At 44.0% G+C, this 15,197-nt stretch carries 15 protein-coding genes; 5 read left to right on the top strand and 10 right to left on the bottom strand.

Translation table 11 applies throughout. From position 1 onward, the window contains the following. Positions 1 to 172 precede the first annotated feature (172 nt). Positions 173 to 502: a hypothetical protein gene (locus ABNK31_RS13565; protein ID WP_418893030.1), complete on the top strand. Its 330-nt coding sequence runs from the start codon at positions 173 to 175 to the stop codon at positions 500 to 502. Here the strand turns inward: ABNK31_RS13565 and ABNK31_RS13560 are convergent. The 3 genes from ABNK31_RS13560 to ABNK31_RS13550 are packed head-to-tail and all read right to left on the bottom strand — an operon-like array spanning position 499 to position 2,307. Continuing rightward, positions 499 to 1,284, bottom strand: a complete 786-nt coding sequence (locus ABNK31_RS13560; protein ID WP_418893029.1) for a TrmH family RNA methyltransferase — start codon at positions 1,282 to 1,284, stop codon at positions 499 to 501. The genes ABNK31_RS13565 and ABNK31_RS13560 overlap by 4 nt on opposite strands. A 23-nt stretch (positions 1,285 to 1,307) precedes the next feature. Then, positions 1,308 to 1,769 carry a thioredoxin gene (gene trxA / locus ABNK31_RS13555; RefSeq protein WP_418893028.1) on the bottom strand — a complete coding sequence of 154 codons (462 nt, stop codon included), beginning with the start codon at positions 1,767 to 1,769 and terminating at the stop codon, positions 1,308 to 1,310. Positions 1,770 to 1,803: 34 nt separating this feature from the next. Further along, on the bottom strand, positions 1,804 to 2,307 hold the full coding sequence (locus ABNK31_RS13550; protein WP_418893027.1) for a pyridoxamine 5'-phosphate oxidase family protein: 504 nt from the start codon (positions 2,305 to 2,307) through the stop codon (positions 1,804 to 1,806). A gap of 73 nt (positions 2,308 to 2,380) precedes the next feature. On the opposite strand from ABNK31_RS13550, the gene ABNK31_RS13545 reads away from it, so the two are divergent. Continuing rightward, complete coding sequence (locus tag ABNK31_RS13545) at positions 2,381 to 2,596, top strand: sensor histidine kinase (RefSeq protein WP_418893026.1); 216 nt, start codon at positions 2,381 to 2,383, stop codon at positions 2,594 to 2,596. Between the two features lie 77 nt (positions 2,597 to 2,673). Here the strand turns inward: ABNK31_RS13545 and ABNK31_RS13540 are convergent, their stop codons facing one another. Beyond that, a complete protein-coding gene (locus ABNK31_RS13540) occupies positions 2,674 to 3,441 on the bottom strand; it encodes a LytR/AlgR family response regulator transcription factor (protein WP_418893025.1) in 768 nt (255 codons plus the stop codon). A gap of 25 nt (positions 3,442 to 3,466) precedes the next feature. Then, positions 3,467 to 5,473 (bottom strand): histidine kinase, encoded by a 2,007-nt coding sequence (locus tag ABNK31_RS13535; RefSeq protein WP_418893024.1) that lies wholly within the window; start codon positions 5,471 to 5,473, stop codon positions 3,467 to 3,469. A 476-nt stretch (positions 5,474 to 5,949) separates the two neighbouring features. Between ABNK31_RS13535 and ABNK31_RS13530 the strand changes: the two genes are divergently transcribed. Together ABNK31_RS13530 and ABNK31_RS13525 are read left to right on the top strand one after the other, a co-directional pair. Further along, complete coding sequence (locus ABNK31_RS13530) at positions 5,950 to 7,827, top strand: hypothetical protein (RefSeq protein ID WP_418893023.1); 1,878 nt, start codon at positions 5,950 to 5,952, stop codon at positions 7,825 to 7,827. A gap of 46 nt (positions 7,828 to 7,873) precedes the next feature. Beyond that, positions 7,874 to 8,608: a BT1926 family outer membrane beta-barrel protein gene (locus ABNK31_RS13525; RefSeq protein WP_418893022.1), complete on the top strand. Its 735-nt coding sequence runs from the start codon at positions 7,874 to 7,876 to the stop codon at positions 8,606 to 8,608. Positions 8,609 to 8,675: 67 nt separating this feature from the next. On the opposite strand, the gene ABNK31_RS13520 is transcribed toward ABNK31_RS13525, so the two are convergent. Beyond that, positions 8,676 to 9,410: a sensor histidine kinase gene (locus ABNK31_RS13520; RefSeq protein ID WP_418893021.1), complete on the bottom strand. Its 735-nt coding sequence runs from the start codon at positions 9,408 to 9,410 to the stop codon at positions 8,676 to 8,678. 771 nt (positions 9,411 to 10,181) lie between these two features. Between ABNK31_RS13520 and ABNK31_RS13515 the strand changes: the two genes are divergently transcribed. Then, the gene (locus ABNK31_RS13515) at positions 10,182 to 10,901 is read left to right on the top strand and encodes a DUF6261 family protein (protein ID WP_418893020.1); all 720 of its coding nucleotides are present in this window, start codon (positions 10,182 to 10,184) and stop codon (positions 10,899 to 10,901) included. A 327-nt stretch (positions 10,902 to 11,228) separates the two neighbouring features. Here ABNK31_RS13515 and ABNK31_RS13510 read toward each other — a convergent pair whose 3' ends face one another. From ABNK31_RS13510 to ABNK31_RS13495, 4 genes are all read right to left on the bottom strand, one after another. Continuing rightward, a complete protein-coding gene (locus ABNK31_RS13510; RefSeq protein WP_418893019.1) occupies positions 11,229 to 11,441 on the bottom strand; it encodes a PIN domain-containing protein in 213 nt (70 codons plus the stop codon). A gap of 63 nt (positions 11,442 to 11,504) precedes the next feature. Continuing rightward, positions 11,505 to 11,678 (bottom strand): hypothetical protein, encoded by a 174-nt coding sequence (locus ABNK31_RS13505; protein ID WP_418893018.1) that lies wholly within the window; start codon positions 11,676 to 11,678, stop codon positions 11,505 to 11,507. A gap of 369 nt (positions 11,679 to 12,047) precedes the next feature. After that, entirely contained in the window at positions 12,048 to 12,761 is a 714-nt protein-coding gene (locus tag ABNK31_RS13500) for a hypothetical protein (RefSeq protein WP_418893017.1), read from the bottom strand. A 143-nt stretch (positions 12,762 to 12,904) separates the two neighbouring features. Next, the gene (locus ABNK31_RS13495; RefSeq protein ID WP_321579705.1) at positions 12,905 to 15,175 is read right to left on the bottom strand and encodes a hypothetical protein; all 2,271 of its coding nucleotides are present in this window, start codon (positions 15,173 to 15,175) and stop codon (positions 12,905 to 12,907) included. Positions 15,176 to 15,197 lie beyond the last annotated feature (22 nt).

Here is a 15,197-nt window from a genome sequence, read left to right as displayed (position 1 = left end):
GGGAAGTGTTTTACCCTGTTTTTTAGAAAAACATTCATCCCTCCGACACACATCTTCCCTCAGAACATTTTATTTAAGAAGTATGTTATATATTTCGTACTATTGGAAAGGCAATCATCCGAATAGTTCGATCGCAAAATTCATTTATGAACACAATAACACAATCAGAAACATGAGCTACAAAATCGGAGATAAGTTTGACGTGATCATTCCGGGTTTTTCCCCGACCGTTGCACGTATCGATAATATTACCGATAAGGAAGACATACGGTACTATCATATTTCGTTTCAGGAAGAGCACTTCTATACCATTTGCCGAACGGTTACCGAAAGGCAATTGGAGGAGATGATCGATACGTATGATCGGAATAAAGATAATTTAGAGCCGTTTATGATGAAAAAAGACGGCGGTCAACCGGGCGACTTGCCGTCCCATGATGAGAATCTGCCGGGAGGAGTAACGAAAATAGGCCTGACTTCAGATGCCCGGGATCCGTTTTAGAAGCCGCGCTGCCTCATGGCCTCGAAGATCAGTATAGCGGCCGATACCGAAACGTTTAGCGAATCGATTTTACCGCGCATGGGTATCTTTATACGGTTGCCGGCATATTGCAACCATGCATCGGTGAGCCCGTCGGCTTCTGTTCCCATAATGATCGCCGAAGGATGGGTGAAATCGATGTTTTGATAAAACTCAGCCGCCGTTAATTCTGCTGCGAAAGTGTGTATGGAATGGGCGTCGAGCCACGACATGGCTTCGGAAGAGGTACAAGCCGCCGTTTGTACGGTAAAAAGCCCGCCCACGCTCGAACGGATGACATTGGGATTATACAAGTCGGTTTGCGGGTCGCAAACGATGAGGGCATCGACAGCGGCGGCGTCGCAGGTTCGTAAAATAGCCCCCAGGTTTCCCGGCTTTTCAACGGCTTCCAAAACCACGATAAAAGGGTTGCCGGATAATTGCAGATCAGAAAGGGCATGCGCTTTGGGTTTGGATAACGCGACCAATCCGTCGGAATTTTCTCGGTAAGCAATCTTGGCGAATACCTCGGGAGAGATTTCATAAACGAGTTTGTCGGGAATCGAGTCCAGCACCTGCGGATACTTGGTCTTTGCCAACATCTGCCGGCATACATATACCGAATCGATCGCATAATGGCTTTGTAAAGCCAGCGACAATTCGCGCGCGCCTTCAATCATAAAGAGCTGTTGCCGTTGGCGCTCTTTATTTTTCGAGAGTTTGACAATATTTTTTACGGCTGGGTTTTGCAGGCTGGTAATCATATCGGTAACCGAAACTGTCGGCCTTATTTTTCTTCCGTTTCTTTTTTCAACAAAATACTGTCTATGGCGCTTTTGAAGGTCTTTTTAGGTAAAGCGCCCACCGCTACTTGCGGATTTTCGTTCATCGGAATAAAAATAAATACCGGAATGCTTTGTACCCCGAATAAAGAAGCCAACTCCGGTTCTTTATCCACATCCACTTTGTAAATGTAAATTTCGTTACTGTATTCGGCTGCAAGCTCCTCCAGTATCGGATGGGTGATGCGGCACGGACCGCACCAGGTTGCATAAAAATCTACAATTGCCGGCTTATCTCCTTTATATTTCCACACCTCTTTATTCTCTTCGTAATCGAATATTTTACGGATAAAATCGGTTTTCGTGATTTCTACGGGTTTGGCCGTCTTTTTTACCGAAACCGGCTCTTTGGGCAAGGCGACAAACACCGCGCCGAGAAAGGATGCTAAAAGGACGATTTTTTTCATTGTTTGTATTGTAATCATATAAATATAATGCGAATTAAAAACGGTCGCGATCTTTGTATTTTAACGCGTTCCGGCTGGGCACGCCGAATTCTTTTGCCGATACCTCTTCCAACGCCACTTTCCAAATCTTGACGTTCTTGACGGCCGGGTCGGAATAAGTAAATGTCTTACCGGAGTATTGCTGCATAATGATATCCAGCGCTTTTACCTTCTCGTCAAAATCTTCTTCCGGAACTACGTGCCCGTAAACCAGTACGCTTTCTGCCCGCATACGGTAGCTGCATGCAACCTCTTGGTGTTGCCAAATTAATTTGCTATCGGTACAAAACGTGAGACACACTTCGGGACCCTCAGCCATTAACGCCGCCGCTTTCCCTTCCGGTCCCGAATGCAGGTAGATGATCTCGTCTTTATATCCGAAATTCATCGGCAGTACATAAGGGCGGCGGTTTTTGTCGATCAGCCCGACATAACAGAGTGCACACTGCCTGATAATCCGTTCTACCCGTTCTTGTTCTTCTATCGAATAGGTATGCATGTTGCTTGATTATTCATTTATGAGGGCAAAGATAAAGAAAAAATAGCAAAACGCTGCTGCCTGAATAGTTTCGTTGACGTTTGCTTATGGCGACGGCGTTTTCCGTTTTTCGGTCGAAGATAACGGCAAAGGGTTCGATCCGCAAGCGTCTCCGGGCGGCATCGGATGGCGAACCATGCGCGAACGGGTCGACAATTGGTCGGGCGAACTGGCTATCGTGTCGGAAAAAGGGAAAGGAACGAGTGTATCGGTTGTTTTTAGTCCGGCCTTTTCGTCATGGCGGGATTGACCCGTAATCCCCTGAAAAAACGAGGAATGTATAATAAGAGGATTCCGAGTCAAGCGCGGAATGACGAAGGATGACCATTATATCTGATAAAATTTATCCTGCAAGTTCTTGAGAAAGTTTCGAGATACGCATAAATTTTCTTCCTTCTCGAAAGGCGGAATCAGGCGGCAGTTTTTACCCCTGATCGTACACAGATAATTCAGATTGATGATTTGCTGTTGGTTAATTTGAATGAAAGAAGAAGACGCCTTCAGGATATCGCCCGCCTTTGTATTTCTCCTTAAGAGCACTTGTTTTCCGTCGGATAAGGCCGCGTTCCATTGGCGTTGAGCATGGATATACGAGAAAAAACCGATTTGATTGATCCGGATCAATTGATATCCGGTTATATCGGGGACGAGGAAAATCTGGTGTGCGGGCAGCAGTTCGGAGAATTCCCGGTCGAAAGGCTGACTGTTTTTCTGCTTGGCCGTATGTTCAAAAAAGCGGCGGATGATCAAAGAAAATTCTTTTGGGCTATACGGTTTAAGCAAATAGTCAAAAGCGGATTGCCTTAAAGCGTCAAGCCAATATTTCTGGTAAGAAGTATAGAAAATCACCTGCATAGGCCAGGTAATACGATATTGTAAATCTTGCAATAATTCCAACCCGTCGATATCGGGTAGTTCCACGTCAAGGAAAAGCAAATCGGGTTTTTCCTGCAAAATCAGTTTCTTACCATTCTTCGCCGTTTGGGCTTCTCCGACAACCTTCAGGTCGGGAAAATCCGTTAACGATTGCCGCAAGTTCTGGATGCAAACCGGTTCATCATCAATCACCGCTACGGTATACAGGTTGTTTGCCATTTCTTATCAATCTTTTTTATTGAATTTATTTAAACACATAATTATCCGGTATAAAAACGGTTACTTTTGCTCCGCCTAACCCTTTTTCGTCCGAACGGCCGATGTGGAAAAGTATTTTTTCCTTATTTTTAGCATTGAACACGTCGATGCTCTGGTATAACACTTTCAATCCAGTACCGGTACCGGCCGAAGAGGTTTCTTTGCCCGGGAAATAACCGGGGCCGTTATCCTGAATGGTTATCCCGACACCATTTTCCTCTTTTTTTATACGGACGGATAGTTTTTTTTCTCCTTCTTTTTGACGTAAGGCATGCTTCATCGCGTTTTCAACCGGTATCTGAATAATCATGGGAGGAACCGAAACGGCTGTTGTGTCGACATGCGGATCGATTTGCCATTCGAGACGGAAATCGTCCCCGAGGCTTTCCTGTTCCAGTTTGATATAAGCTTCGGCGAACTCCAATTCGCGGAAAAGTGTAACATGAGTCCGGTCGGTCATCTCGAGACTCCTTCGCAATAAAAACACCAATCCCTTCAGATTGGAATGATCCGGATCTTCGGCGGAACTTATTTCCCTGTTAAGGGCATTGAATATGAAATGCGGGGAAATCCGGTTGCGGATGTTCGTTAGCCGGAGTTTGGCCATTTGGTCATGAAAGATCATCCATTGCAAGTCTTTTTGTTTCTTCATGCTGACATATACGATCCCGGCCACCGCCATGATGAGCAGGCAAGCCATCACCCAGATAAAACTCCTCATCCGTAGAGACTCGATATGGGCCGCTTGTCCTTGGATAAACAGTTCTTTTTTCATCAGCGTCGTATCCCGGACATAACGCATATCCATTTCGGCGATACGCATCCTCGTTCGTTCCGAACGGATCGAGTCGTCGGTCGCTTTATTTCTTTGTAAATAAGCATACGCCTGTTCGAAATCACCTGTGCGGGCAAAATAGTCTTGCATGTACCGGTTGCGGATACTCATCAGGTTAGGCTCTATCCGGATAGTGTCGCCGTTGTTTTGCAAATAACGGCGAGCTTGTGCGGGATTATCTTCTTTCAACGCGATACCCGCCCGGATTGTCCCGATATGATACAGAAAGGCTGGTTCGTTCATCCGGGAGAAATATGCCTGCGCCTGATTCAGGTAATCAAGCGCCGAATCAGGCTTGTTCAAATGAAAATAAATCTCTCCCAGATTGATGTTGACCAAGTGGATAGAAAAACCGTACCCTCCAGCAGTAACCAATGTTTTCGCTTTCTCGAACCAAGGCAATGCCTGCCGGTATTCTTCCTTAAAAAAATAATAATTCCCCCGTGTATTACAGAAAAAGAATTTTTCATTCAGTGGGCGTTCCTCATATTGGTTTTCCGCCAATCGGAAATAATGATCGGAAAGGTCGAAATCCCGAAGCTCCATATACAGTTGAGCCAATCCGGTATAGATAGGAAATCCCATTCGGCCGGTTATTCCTAACGAGTCGCTGAGGAATAATGCCTTCCGGTAATATTGCGCGCTATTGGCGAAATCTCCTTTTTTCATATACATGTCGGCGATATTCATACACACATCGGGCGCTTTTTCCCGTTCGGATGTTAATTCGTAATAATTCAAGGCGTGCAAGTAATGATACAATGCCGAATCTTGTTTCCTGCCCATGGCGTAACAATTCCCGATCATATTATGAGAGGATGCCGTAAGGATGTAAATGCGGTCGGAGGGGTTTTGTCGCGCTGTATACGCCTGCACCTGTTGGGCCGTGGTGCGCGCCGAGTCGAGCCGATCCGCTACGAAGCAGGTAAATGCGTAGGTGTTAAGAGCTTCGTGGAACGAGAGGCTGTCGGGGGCTTGCTGCATGGCTTGTTGGAGCAGGTGGCGCGAATAAGGCAGGTTCGCGTATAGCGAATCCATCGCTTCGGAGATAAGTTCATCGACTTTGCCGGCCCTTTCCCCGGCGGGCGGAACAGCTCTTTCTTTGCACGAAAGCACGGCAATGACGATAAAAAAATAAACGCAGCTTCTTGTTTTCATTCTGAAATAGTTGTTTCTAAACACAAAGCGATGTGAAAATTGTTGACCGCAAACTTACAAAAAAAGTCCTATTCGGTGCTCGACTTATTCATTTATTTTGATAAAACGGTTACCGGTTCCGTAATTTTCTAAAAAAATGCTTCGAGCGGACAGAGCGTATATACAAAGGATTATTTTTTTCCGGAAAGCAACGTGTAAAATAAAAATATACCGCTTAATCACGTTTTATGCAAGATACGCCTACAATAGTGCATGATAAGCCTTTCTGCAAATTTAGCCCCTTGTGTTGTAAGGTGTTTCTCTCTACTTTTGTATTGGTTGAAAAGAAATGTAAAAACAATGCAAACGTTACATAACGCTATCGGTAGAAAAGAGAAACTTTGAATATTATCGGGCAAGAAGCAAACAAAAAAACAATACACCCTTGTATTTGAAACAAATTTAAAATTATTGTATTAATTAAAAATGTATGATTTATGAAAAGGAAATTTTTTTTAGGAGCATTATTGCTCGGAGTATTTATTTTTAGCTCTTGCGTGGATAACGAAGAGTCTCTTTCGGTGGAGCAGTTGCGCAACTCGAAGTCGGAACTGTTGAAGTCGCAAGCCGCGTTGAACGCCGCTGATGCCGAAGCAACCAAGATACTGGCTGCCGCCGAGGCCGCCCTGAAGAACGCTCAGGCCGAAGCCGAAAAAGCCAACGCCCAGAAGACGGCCGCCGAAACCGAGATCCTCAAGTTGCAGGCCAAATTGCAGGAAACTCAAAACGAACGGGCCAAACAGGACCTGGAACTGGCTAAACTGAATGTGGAATTGCAGAAAATGACCAACGAACAGGCCAAGCAGGAGTTGGAAATTAAAAAACAACAACTGGAGAAGGAGAAGACGGCCAACGAAAAGGAAAAAATTGAACTGCAAAATGCGCTGGAACAACAAAAGGTGGTTAAGGCCCAAAGTGAAGCGAGTTTGAAACAAATTGCCAATCAATTATTGCTGGCGGAGCAACAGCTACAGGTTGATCTGGCGCGCGCCGAAGCGGATTTATTAGCTGCTCAAAAAAATCTGGCCGATCTGAAAGATAATCTATCCGAAGCAGAAAAGGCAAAGCTGCAGAAGCTGTCTGCAAATTATGTGAACAAGGTAAGGGATTTGAACGAAGCAAAACTGGCTCTCTCCGGTTTAAAAAGCCAATTGATACAAGCCGAAAACGACCTGATTAGTTCTGAAGAATCCAAAGCCATAAGCATAGAACAAAACAACACGCAGATAACCCGGAATAAGGCGCAAATAGCTGTGTACAAACAATACGCTGATTATAGCGGTGATCCTCAGGCTCTGTTGGAAGCAGCGCAAGCTAAAGTCGATGAAGTTCAGCTAGCGGATGATAAAAAACAATCCTTATGGGAAACTTACAATCAAAAAGAAAGGGATGCACAATCAATACATAATCTTCAGCCCATTCGGAAGACGGATTATTTTAAGATTGCTTCTGATTTTCCGGGCAACAATTACGTGGCGTATCCGAATTCTGATGGTTCCGGTATTGGTTATTACGATAGTTATAGTAATTATCAGGTTGATCCGAGATTATGGTATTCCTATGATTATATCGAATTACACAGTGATAAGGGTATATTTATCCGAAAAGGCTACCAAAAAATAATCCTTCCCGTAGCCGATGTGCGCCGGTTGGAAATAGACATTCGCGATAGAGAATCGACTGTAGAATATTTCGATGACTATATTAACGATGAAACAACCGGTTTAGCCAAACAATATGCGGATGCAAAAGCAGCCTCGGCAGCAGCTAAAACAGCATGGGAAGACGCCCAAGGCACCCCCGACGAATGGACTGAAAAGCAGAACTATGAGGCAGCTCTCCAGAATGAAAATAATGCGAAAATCGATTTGGAAGACGCTCAATCTAATTTAGAATCTTCGCAAGACGAGTTAGAGTCTTATCAGAATGCTTATAATGTACTTAAGGATGCCGATAAGCTGGCCGAAATAAAAACGGCCATAGATGCCTACAACGCGCAGTTTACAGGTGTGGCTCAGGCTTATCTTGAATACAGTGAAGCTGGTAATGATGCGGCTATATTGAGCGGAGAATCCGGTGCATTATGGTCTATTTATTACGATGCAAGTAGTATTGAGGCCGATATAACCAATCTGGAAGATTGGAATAAAGCTCTGGAACAAGACAATAAGAATATAGCGGCCGATAATTCTATAGAAGAAACCATCGAACGTCTCAAATCGACTATCGATGCACAGGAAAAAAACGTGGCGGTGAAGCAAAAAGCGGCCGACGACGCCAAGAAGGCGCTGGAAGACGCTTTGCCAAAGAAATAAAATCCTTACGTGATGGCAAATGTATATAATTAATGAAAGAACAGATATGAACATAAAAAAGCTTTTAGTAGCAGCCATCATGCCCGTATTTTGTATCACGGTGTTCGCCCAGTCGTCCGTTGCTCCCTCCAAGGGCAACGTGACCCTGGCGGCGACCGTGAGTTACAACAGCTACGCGAGCATTGAGGCGCCCGAAGGCACCCTCGACAGCTACCAACTGGCTGCACTTTCCACCAACTGGAGCGATAAAAAACTACAGGTCGGCTTCGAAGCCGGCTGGTTTGTAAGCAACGCGTGGAAACTGAATCTGGGCGGAGGACTTCATTTCGCATACACTCCCGGCTATACCGGCGTTCCGGGTACGGGCGACGTGGAAAACGGCGGAATTCCCGACTACCGGGCGGTGGCGAAATCGCAAACATTCGTCTATACAGTCTCTGCGGGAGCCGACAGGTATTTTTCCACCCGCATCGACAACCTCTATTGGTATAGCGGAGTGCGCGTAGGGCTTGCTTACGGCCTGAACGAGAAAAAGTACGATGAAGCAGAATCGATGGGTAAATCCATCGGCGAGGCTTGGAACCTGCGGGCGGCGTTTACATCCGGCATCGATTATTTTGTCCTGCCGGCGTTGTATGTCGGCGCTCAGATAGATCCGTTATCCTATACCTATGGCGTCGCCGGCATTCAGCCGCAATCGGGACTGAAACTGTTGCAAGCCGACAGCCACAGCATCGGTTTCCTGGCCGCGCCGACACTGAAAATAGGATTTATTTTATAATGGAGGTGTAACTCGGTTACACGACTGTCGCTATTAGGAAGCCTTTCCCATAAAGAAAGGCTTCCTTTTATTCAAACCGGTACTTGTCGGGAATAAAAACCGACACCTGCGTTCCTGTGTGACCGGTACTATCGGAAGAAAAAATGGTGAAAAGGATTTTCTCCTCATTTCGGATATTGAGCAGATCGATTGTTTGATATAACGTTTTCAATCCGGTGCCGGTGTTCGCGGAATGAGGATTTATATACGGCCGGAATCCCGCGCCGTTATCGCAAATGAGCAACTGTGAGCCGTTCTCTTTTCTTCGTATACTCCCCGACAAGCGTTTGACACCCTCCTTGCCGCGCAAAGCATGTTTGACGGCATTCTCTATCGGAATCTGCAGGATCATCGTCGGAACCCATGTATGGTCCGTCGGGATAGCCGGATCGATATTCCATTCCAAAAGAAATTCATCGCCTAAACTTTTCCGTTCGAGTTGGATATATGTTTTTGCAAAAGTCAGGTCCTGCGACAACGATACGTAACATTGTTCCGTCATTTCGAGGCTCATCCGTAAAAGCGTTACTAAATTCATCAAATTCGTTTGCGGAGAGTCATCCATCATACCCATTTCTTTATTGAGTACATTAAACAGGAAATGCGGAGAAATACGATTCCGGATATTTGTTAATTGCAATCGGATCATTTCTTCGTGATACTTTAGTTGTTGAAGCTCGTATTGTTTTTTCATGCTTGCATATATAATGATGACCATGGTTATTGTCAGCAAGCAAATCATAATCCATATATAACTTCTCATATCGCAAGATTTTATCAAAAAGAGCTACTTGTAATTTGTTAACGTCAGTGATAGCAGGTACAAAAGTCCGGTATTTATAAATAATCCTTTTCACGGGTTTCCGTTATTTTTTCTTTTATAGGCAATTTCAATAATGCTTGCCTTTATATTCATCTTCCTCCTCGTTTTCGAACGAGAGTCACGAAAAGACTTCTTCCATACCATGCAATACCGCATGAAAAATTTCGGTGAAAAAAACAGGCCGAAATTTTTTTTATTAAAAACTTGTTTCTAATAAAAAAACAGTACCTTTGTATCGTTTATCGGCTTCATTATGGTGATTAGCAAAAATATGACCAAAGAAAGAACGCCGCTTAGCCCTTTTATCCATTCTAAAAAGGAATCATCCGACGCTTTTCGAGCAACTCTCCTTCGACTTTTGCCCCTTAAACGGTTTTTATCCGCAATTTATGATGCAGGTTTACTCATTCCACACGCTTTACGGCCATTCTTCCGTAAACTGATGGGTATCCAACATCCTTTACGCTCATCTTCCTGTGAATTTTTCGGCATTCAACAGAGTGTACGGTCATTCCTCCGCAAATTTTTGGCCATTCCACACCCGTTACGGTCATTCTTCCGTAAAATGATGGTCATACAACATCCTTTACGGTCGTTCTTCTGCGGACTTTTGACTATCCGACATCTTTTACGCCTAAACGACTCCCGGATAATCCGGAACATATCGATATATCGTCTTTTGATTGGATAACATTTTAAATTAAAAAAATTATGAAAGCAAATTTTAGAAAATTGAGTGTACGTTCTTTAGATTATGGAGCGAAATTGATTATCGATGTAACCAATAACAACCCTCAGGAAGCGGCGAAAACAAGTCCGGTCTTTCAGAAAGTGGTCAGTGAACATGCCTATTTTGCCCCATTAGTGCCGGTAGATCATTACAGCCGTATGAGCGGGCCGATGAAAACGGAAAGCAAGGAGATTATTGCTTTAATAAAAGGGATGAACAGTTATGCCTCGGGATATGCCGCCTTGTTTCCCGGCACCGAAAAGAGCCAGGCGGCACAGGCGGTGACCGGGGCCATAAAAGCGGGCGGCAAACTGTATAACCAGACAACAGGCGAATTGGATTCGCGTACCGAAGCGGTGCTTACGCGACTGACCAATCCTGAAATGGAAGCCAACCTTACCGCTCTTGAGCTCACGGCTCCGGTAACGTTGTTGGCGAATAAGAAAAAGAATTACAATGCCCTTACCGTAAAGCGGGTCGATAAAGAGTCGGAGTTGAAGCAACTCGACACGGCTTCCGAAGCGCGTGGTCGGATGGAAGATGCCTTGAAAGATTACCTGAGTCTGGTGACGGCCATGCGTACCGTCGACGGTTGGCAAGATCTGTATGCCGATATCGAAGAGGTGGTGAAAACCATTAAACGGGCTATCCGTTCCGGCAAGGAAGTGGAAGACGAAGACAAGGATAAGCCCAAAGCTTAAAAGAGGTGAGAATTTTTTCCATATTAGAGTTAATAGATTGAGGGGGATGTTGCTATAAGTGGCATCTCCCTATTTTCATCGGAATGCTTGATGCGTTCGCGATAATAAAGATAGTCACGACAACAATTACAACCTTGCAGTACAACATACTTTCTCCCATTCAATTGGAATACCCTCGCTATAGTGTGATTGTCCCTGTTCGTGCTTTCGGACAGTCTGGCATTCGAGTCAAAGAACCTCGTTTGTTTCTTGAGACTTTGATAAGAAACCTGACTTCTTTTTTGCAGGTTATTTTTATGTAAAATGATTTGTTGGGGCAATCGTGATTTACTTTATTTTTTCGTAGAAGATGAGTTGTAATTTCTCTATTTTCTTAAAGTCATGGTCTGCGGTAATCAAAGGAATGTCCATGCAAATAGACGTGGCGGCTATAATACTGTCGGGAAGCTTGTTGCCGAATTTCCGACGGAGGTATATGACCTCAGTCTTTATGTCATTGTCAATGTCGATGCTTCTGCACTCCGAGAGGAAGTTACGCACATGTATCTCTTCTTCATTTGTAAATCCTTTATAGCTGAGTAACTCCTACTGTCCAGCAAAATTTTAATCCCATTCATCTCTCATTTTTCTTTGAATAGAAAGCGGGTCTTCTTTTAGTTTTATTTTCCCGCAATAAGAATGGACATCGATGTGCTTTGGTTTTCTGTTTTTAGCTAAAGCCTCTATGAGTTGCCTCATTTTTATTTTGCTTTCCCCTTGTTTCAATGTTGTTATCATATTCCACTTATTGTTCATTAATCGAGCAAAGTTAGAATTTCTTTATCGGATATCCAATTATTTTTTTACAGATATACGAACAATTCCGTTTTCAGACAGTATTTCTGCGTCTGGTGACGGCCATGCGTACCGTCGACGGTTGGCATTCGCCATATCGGCGATGTATTCATTGAGAACTCTGTTTTGGATGTCCGCGACTGCCAAGAAGCTGCCGATATGTCTAAATTCCTTCACTGCTTCCGGCATACCTCATTATGCCCGGCACACTAAAAGAACAAAGGCGCTTTGGGGGCGCCCTTGCTCTTTAGAAAAAAGAATTTAAATTTATTTACGTTTTGACTTGAATGAATGATGCCGTCGTCACTGATATTATTTATTCCAATTTTTAGCCCGTTTCCGCAACTCTTCGATAGAGGCTTTTTTCTTAGGAGTAGCCTGTTGTGTATCGTCGACTTTGTGATCGTCTTTATGATCTCCCTGAACTTGGCCACGAGGCGAGGGTAGCGGCTTTCCTTGTTGTTGACCGCCTTGTTTTTTTGTCCCTGGCGCCGGCTCGGGAATAAGCGATAAGAAATTGGCATAAGATTTTTTCAATAAAGCGGCTTCCTGAGGATTGACATCGATGTTCTGATAACCTTGTGCAAAGTGCACGACAAATTTTTTCACTAATTTATTCGACAGGAACGAAAGATCGCCCCCGAACACGACCCTCATATCGGCAATTTTCTGCGCCACCGTGTTCATTCTGCGCGCTTTTGCATACCGGGCCGCTCTTAATTCGTATTTACTGCCTTCCGTCTCGACTTCAAGCCGCTCATTCTTTAAATATTCTACCGGTACAGCTTCTTCGAATACGGCATCGGTAAACATATATTTCAAAGACAGGTTCATAAATTGCGAGCCGTTCTCATAAATGAATCTTACCGTAATCATCGGATCTTTGAATCGAGGTTTTTTCTGTAATTTTCCCTGGGAAATGATTTCCCATTCCGACGTTATCGCTTCGGGCGCATGCTGCCCAAAGCCATTTAAAGACGTGAATAAACACGTGGCAATACATAAATATCTAATTGCTTTCATCATTATTTTAGTTTTTAGTTTTTAGTCTTTAGTCTTTAGTTTCCGGTCATCAGTCATCAGGTCACCGGTCTTAGACCTTATTTGTCATTTGTCATTTGTCATTCGTCATTCGTCATTGTCTCCAATCTCCAATCTCTAACCTCCAATTAATTATTAAGCGTATCCCATAAATTCTGTTGATCGGCCAATTCTTTCACTTCCGAATCCAATCGGGTGCGATAATATAAATCCGGATTGAGTTGGCAGGCTTTTTGAAGATGCTTTGCGGCCTCCGTCGTCTTTTGCTTTCTTGCTTTGACAATGGCCAGTAAGTATTCGTTTTTACCGGTTTCAGGCAACGACTCCAATACTTCTTGCGCTTTATCGTTATATCCTAAACAAACTAATGCCAATGCCGTATTATAGTCGCCGTATTTGGCCAGCTTCTCCAGAGCAGGCATATACTCCTTCTCTTTCAACAACTTTATTCCCTCGGCGTAATCCTCACGATAGGTTTCCTTCATCGTGCTTTTTTCTATATCGTGGCGATTGACATGGAGAATCACGTCGAAACGGCGGAGCTTAGGAAATATCTCGTCTTTCATGATTTTATAATCATCCGGAAACAGCGCTTTTATGTTCTCTTCGGTCATGTCGGGAAATACCGCATGGGTGAGGGTATCCAATATCTCTTCGCGATGCAGCAGGCTTTTATGTTTTTGTACTTCCTGTGCCAACGTAGACCAGTCTTCGCCGGCAGCTTTGGCGACAGGCATTTTCACCCCCTTCTGTTTAAAGTAATCGGCAACCTCTTTGGCGCGGTTTTCCGCCAGTTCGTAGTTTTCATGCCACAATCCCGTCAGGTCGGTATATCCGCGAATCGATACGCTGTCGACAAACAAATCCGTTTCCTTATTATAGGTCTGGTAGGCTTCGAATATTTTATCGAAGATCTCCGGATTTTTAATATCTTTGAACCGATACGATTTATTCGTCCGGTAATCCGGATAAACGCTTTGCTTATCCACCATGTTTTTATGAAGCATTTTTCGTTCCGTTATCAGCGATTCGTCCGCCAATTGCGACAAGGAGGCGATGAAGTAGGTGAGGGTGTCGGTCAGCGGAAACACGAAAGTCGATTTGTCGATACCTTCCACCATTCCGGCTAAGACGACTCCTAACTTTTTGGTTCCCTTATCAATCTTCCACGGTTGTTTATAGCCATAAATAAAATCATCTTCCGCCGTAATAACCGTATCCAGTCGTAATCCGGCCATCTCATTGCGGAGAGGGAACTCGACCACTTCATTGAATATTTCATTTTTCCGCTCGATATTCATATCATTGAGAACGATTTCATCAATCAAATAATGATGTTTCGCTATTTTTACCGAATCTTCTTTCGTAAACGCTTTCGCTTTCAGATCCCGTAAGGTTAATCCTTTTTTATGAATATCCCTGTATTTCCTTGGAATATGGCTCCGTCTCATAATGCTGTCTTTCTGATTGTGGATATTTATATCGGGACTGATCGAGTCGAGCCATGCCAGCGAAAATTGCCTTTTAAGGTAGTCAATATAATCTTTTTCGTATTTATCCATATACTTGCCGTAAATACCCAGCGTATCGGTATCGTTTTCCAACTGCTTCAATGCTTTTTTCTCCGATTTACGCCAATAGCGGTTCTGTACATATCTTTTATGCCTTCTGGCGATCGCTTCCATCCGAAGAAATTCCATTTCATTCATTTTCCTCCAATTCGCATAGTCCATCATCAAGTCGTAATTGCGCCTGTAATCCGTGTAGTTGCGCCTTTGGACTTTCAGAATTTCCTTGTTAAGGCCTTTCCAGTCAATAAATAACGAATCGTATGCTGACGGATCCACGATCGTATTAAGGAAATCCTGATACGCCTCGTAATCGCCCTGCTGCTTGTCCCTGAACCCTTCACCCGTAACCAAGACGGTATCCAGCGGAGTGATGCTGTCTCCGTCTATCAAGAAAGGAGCCAGCGTTAACCGCCAATTCGGGTCGATTACATCTATCGGGGCGATAATATCGAAATCCACATGCACCTTTCCATCTCTTTCTGTCGCAAAATTTGACTTTGCTTTCACAACCACATTAAATAACCGGTATGTCTTAGTACTGTCAACCGCATTGGTTTCATCGGCAAGGACTTCGTCTTTTCCAAGATCACCGGATGACTCTGAAAACGTGATTTCTTCCGATACCGATCGTGAGCCATCCTGTCCTTCCAAGCCTCCGAAGGAACCCGGAAAGGCGATCTCCGGAGTCGTGGTTTGCATAAACAGACGCTCGATATCCAATTTCCGATAATTTTTCTTCGGCGAACACGATACGAGAATAAAAATGATAAAAGCCAACGCTAATATAAAAAACAGCAGACTAAAATTAAACGGGATTTTTTTTTTCATATTTTGATTTCTTATCTAAAAA

Origin of the sequence: Limibacterium fermenti (assembly GCF_041902845.1) — a bacterium.
GTDB lineage: Bacteria > Bacteroidota > Bacteroidia > Bacteroidales > Dysgonomonadaceae > Limibacterium > Limibacterium fermenti.
The sequence above is the reverse complement of the archived record's forward strand: the minus strand, read 5'-3'. Positions and strand labels throughout refer to the sequence as shown.

Bases quoted from the DNA above. Each gene is read 5' to 3' on its own strand.
- ABNK31_RS13565 (WP_418893030.1), top strand. From the start codon at position 173: ATGAGCTACAAAATCGGAGATAAGTTTGACGTGATCATTCCGGGTTTT.
- ABNK31_RS13560 (WP_418893029.1), bottom strand. From the start codon at position 1,284: ATGATTACCAGCCTGCAAAACCCAGCCGTAAAAAATATTGTCAAACTC.
- trxA (WP_418893028.1), bottom strand. From the start codon at position 1,769: ATGAAAAAAATCGTCCTTTTAGCATCCTTTCTCGGCGCGGTGTTTGTC.
- ABNK31_RS13550 (WP_418893027.1), bottom strand. From the start codon at position 2,307: ATGCATACCTATTCGATAGAAGAACAAGAACGGGTAGAACGGATTATC.
- ABNK31_RS13540 (WP_418893025.1), bottom strand. From the start codon at position 3,441: ATGGCAAACAACCTGTATACCGTAGCGGTGATTGATGATGAACCGGTT.
- ABNK31_RS13535 (WP_418893024.1), bottom strand. From the start codon at position 5,473: ATGAAAACAAGAAGCTGCGTTTATTTTTTTATCGTCATTGCCGTGCTT.
- ABNK31_RS13530 (WP_418893023.1), top strand. From the start codon at position 5,950: ATGAAAAGGAAATTTTTTTTAGGAGCATTATTGCTCGGAGTATTTATT.
- ABNK31_RS13525 (WP_418893022.1), top strand. From the start codon at position 7,874: ATGAACATAAAAAAGCTTTTAGTAGCAGCCATCATGCCCGTATTTTGT.
- ABNK31_RS13520 (WP_418893021.1), bottom strand. From the start codon at position 9,410: ATGAGAAGTTATATATGGATTATGATTTGCTTGCTGACAATAACCATG.
- ABNK31_RS13515 (WP_418893020.1), top strand. From the start codon at position 10,182: ATGAAAGCAAATTTTAGAAAATTGAGTGTACGTTCTTTAGATTATGGA.
- ABNK31_RS13505 (WP_418893018.1), bottom strand. From the start codon at position 11,678: ATGATAACAACATTGAAACAAGGGGAAAGCAAAATAAAAATGAGGCAA.
- ABNK31_RS13500 (WP_418893017.1), bottom strand. From the start codon at position 12,761: ATGATGAAAGCAATTAGATATTTATGTATTGCCACGTGTTTATTCACG.
- ABNK31_RS13495 (WP_321579705.1), bottom strand. From the start codon at position 15,175: ATGAAAAAAAAAATCCCGTTTAATTTTAGTCTGCTGTTTTTTATATTA.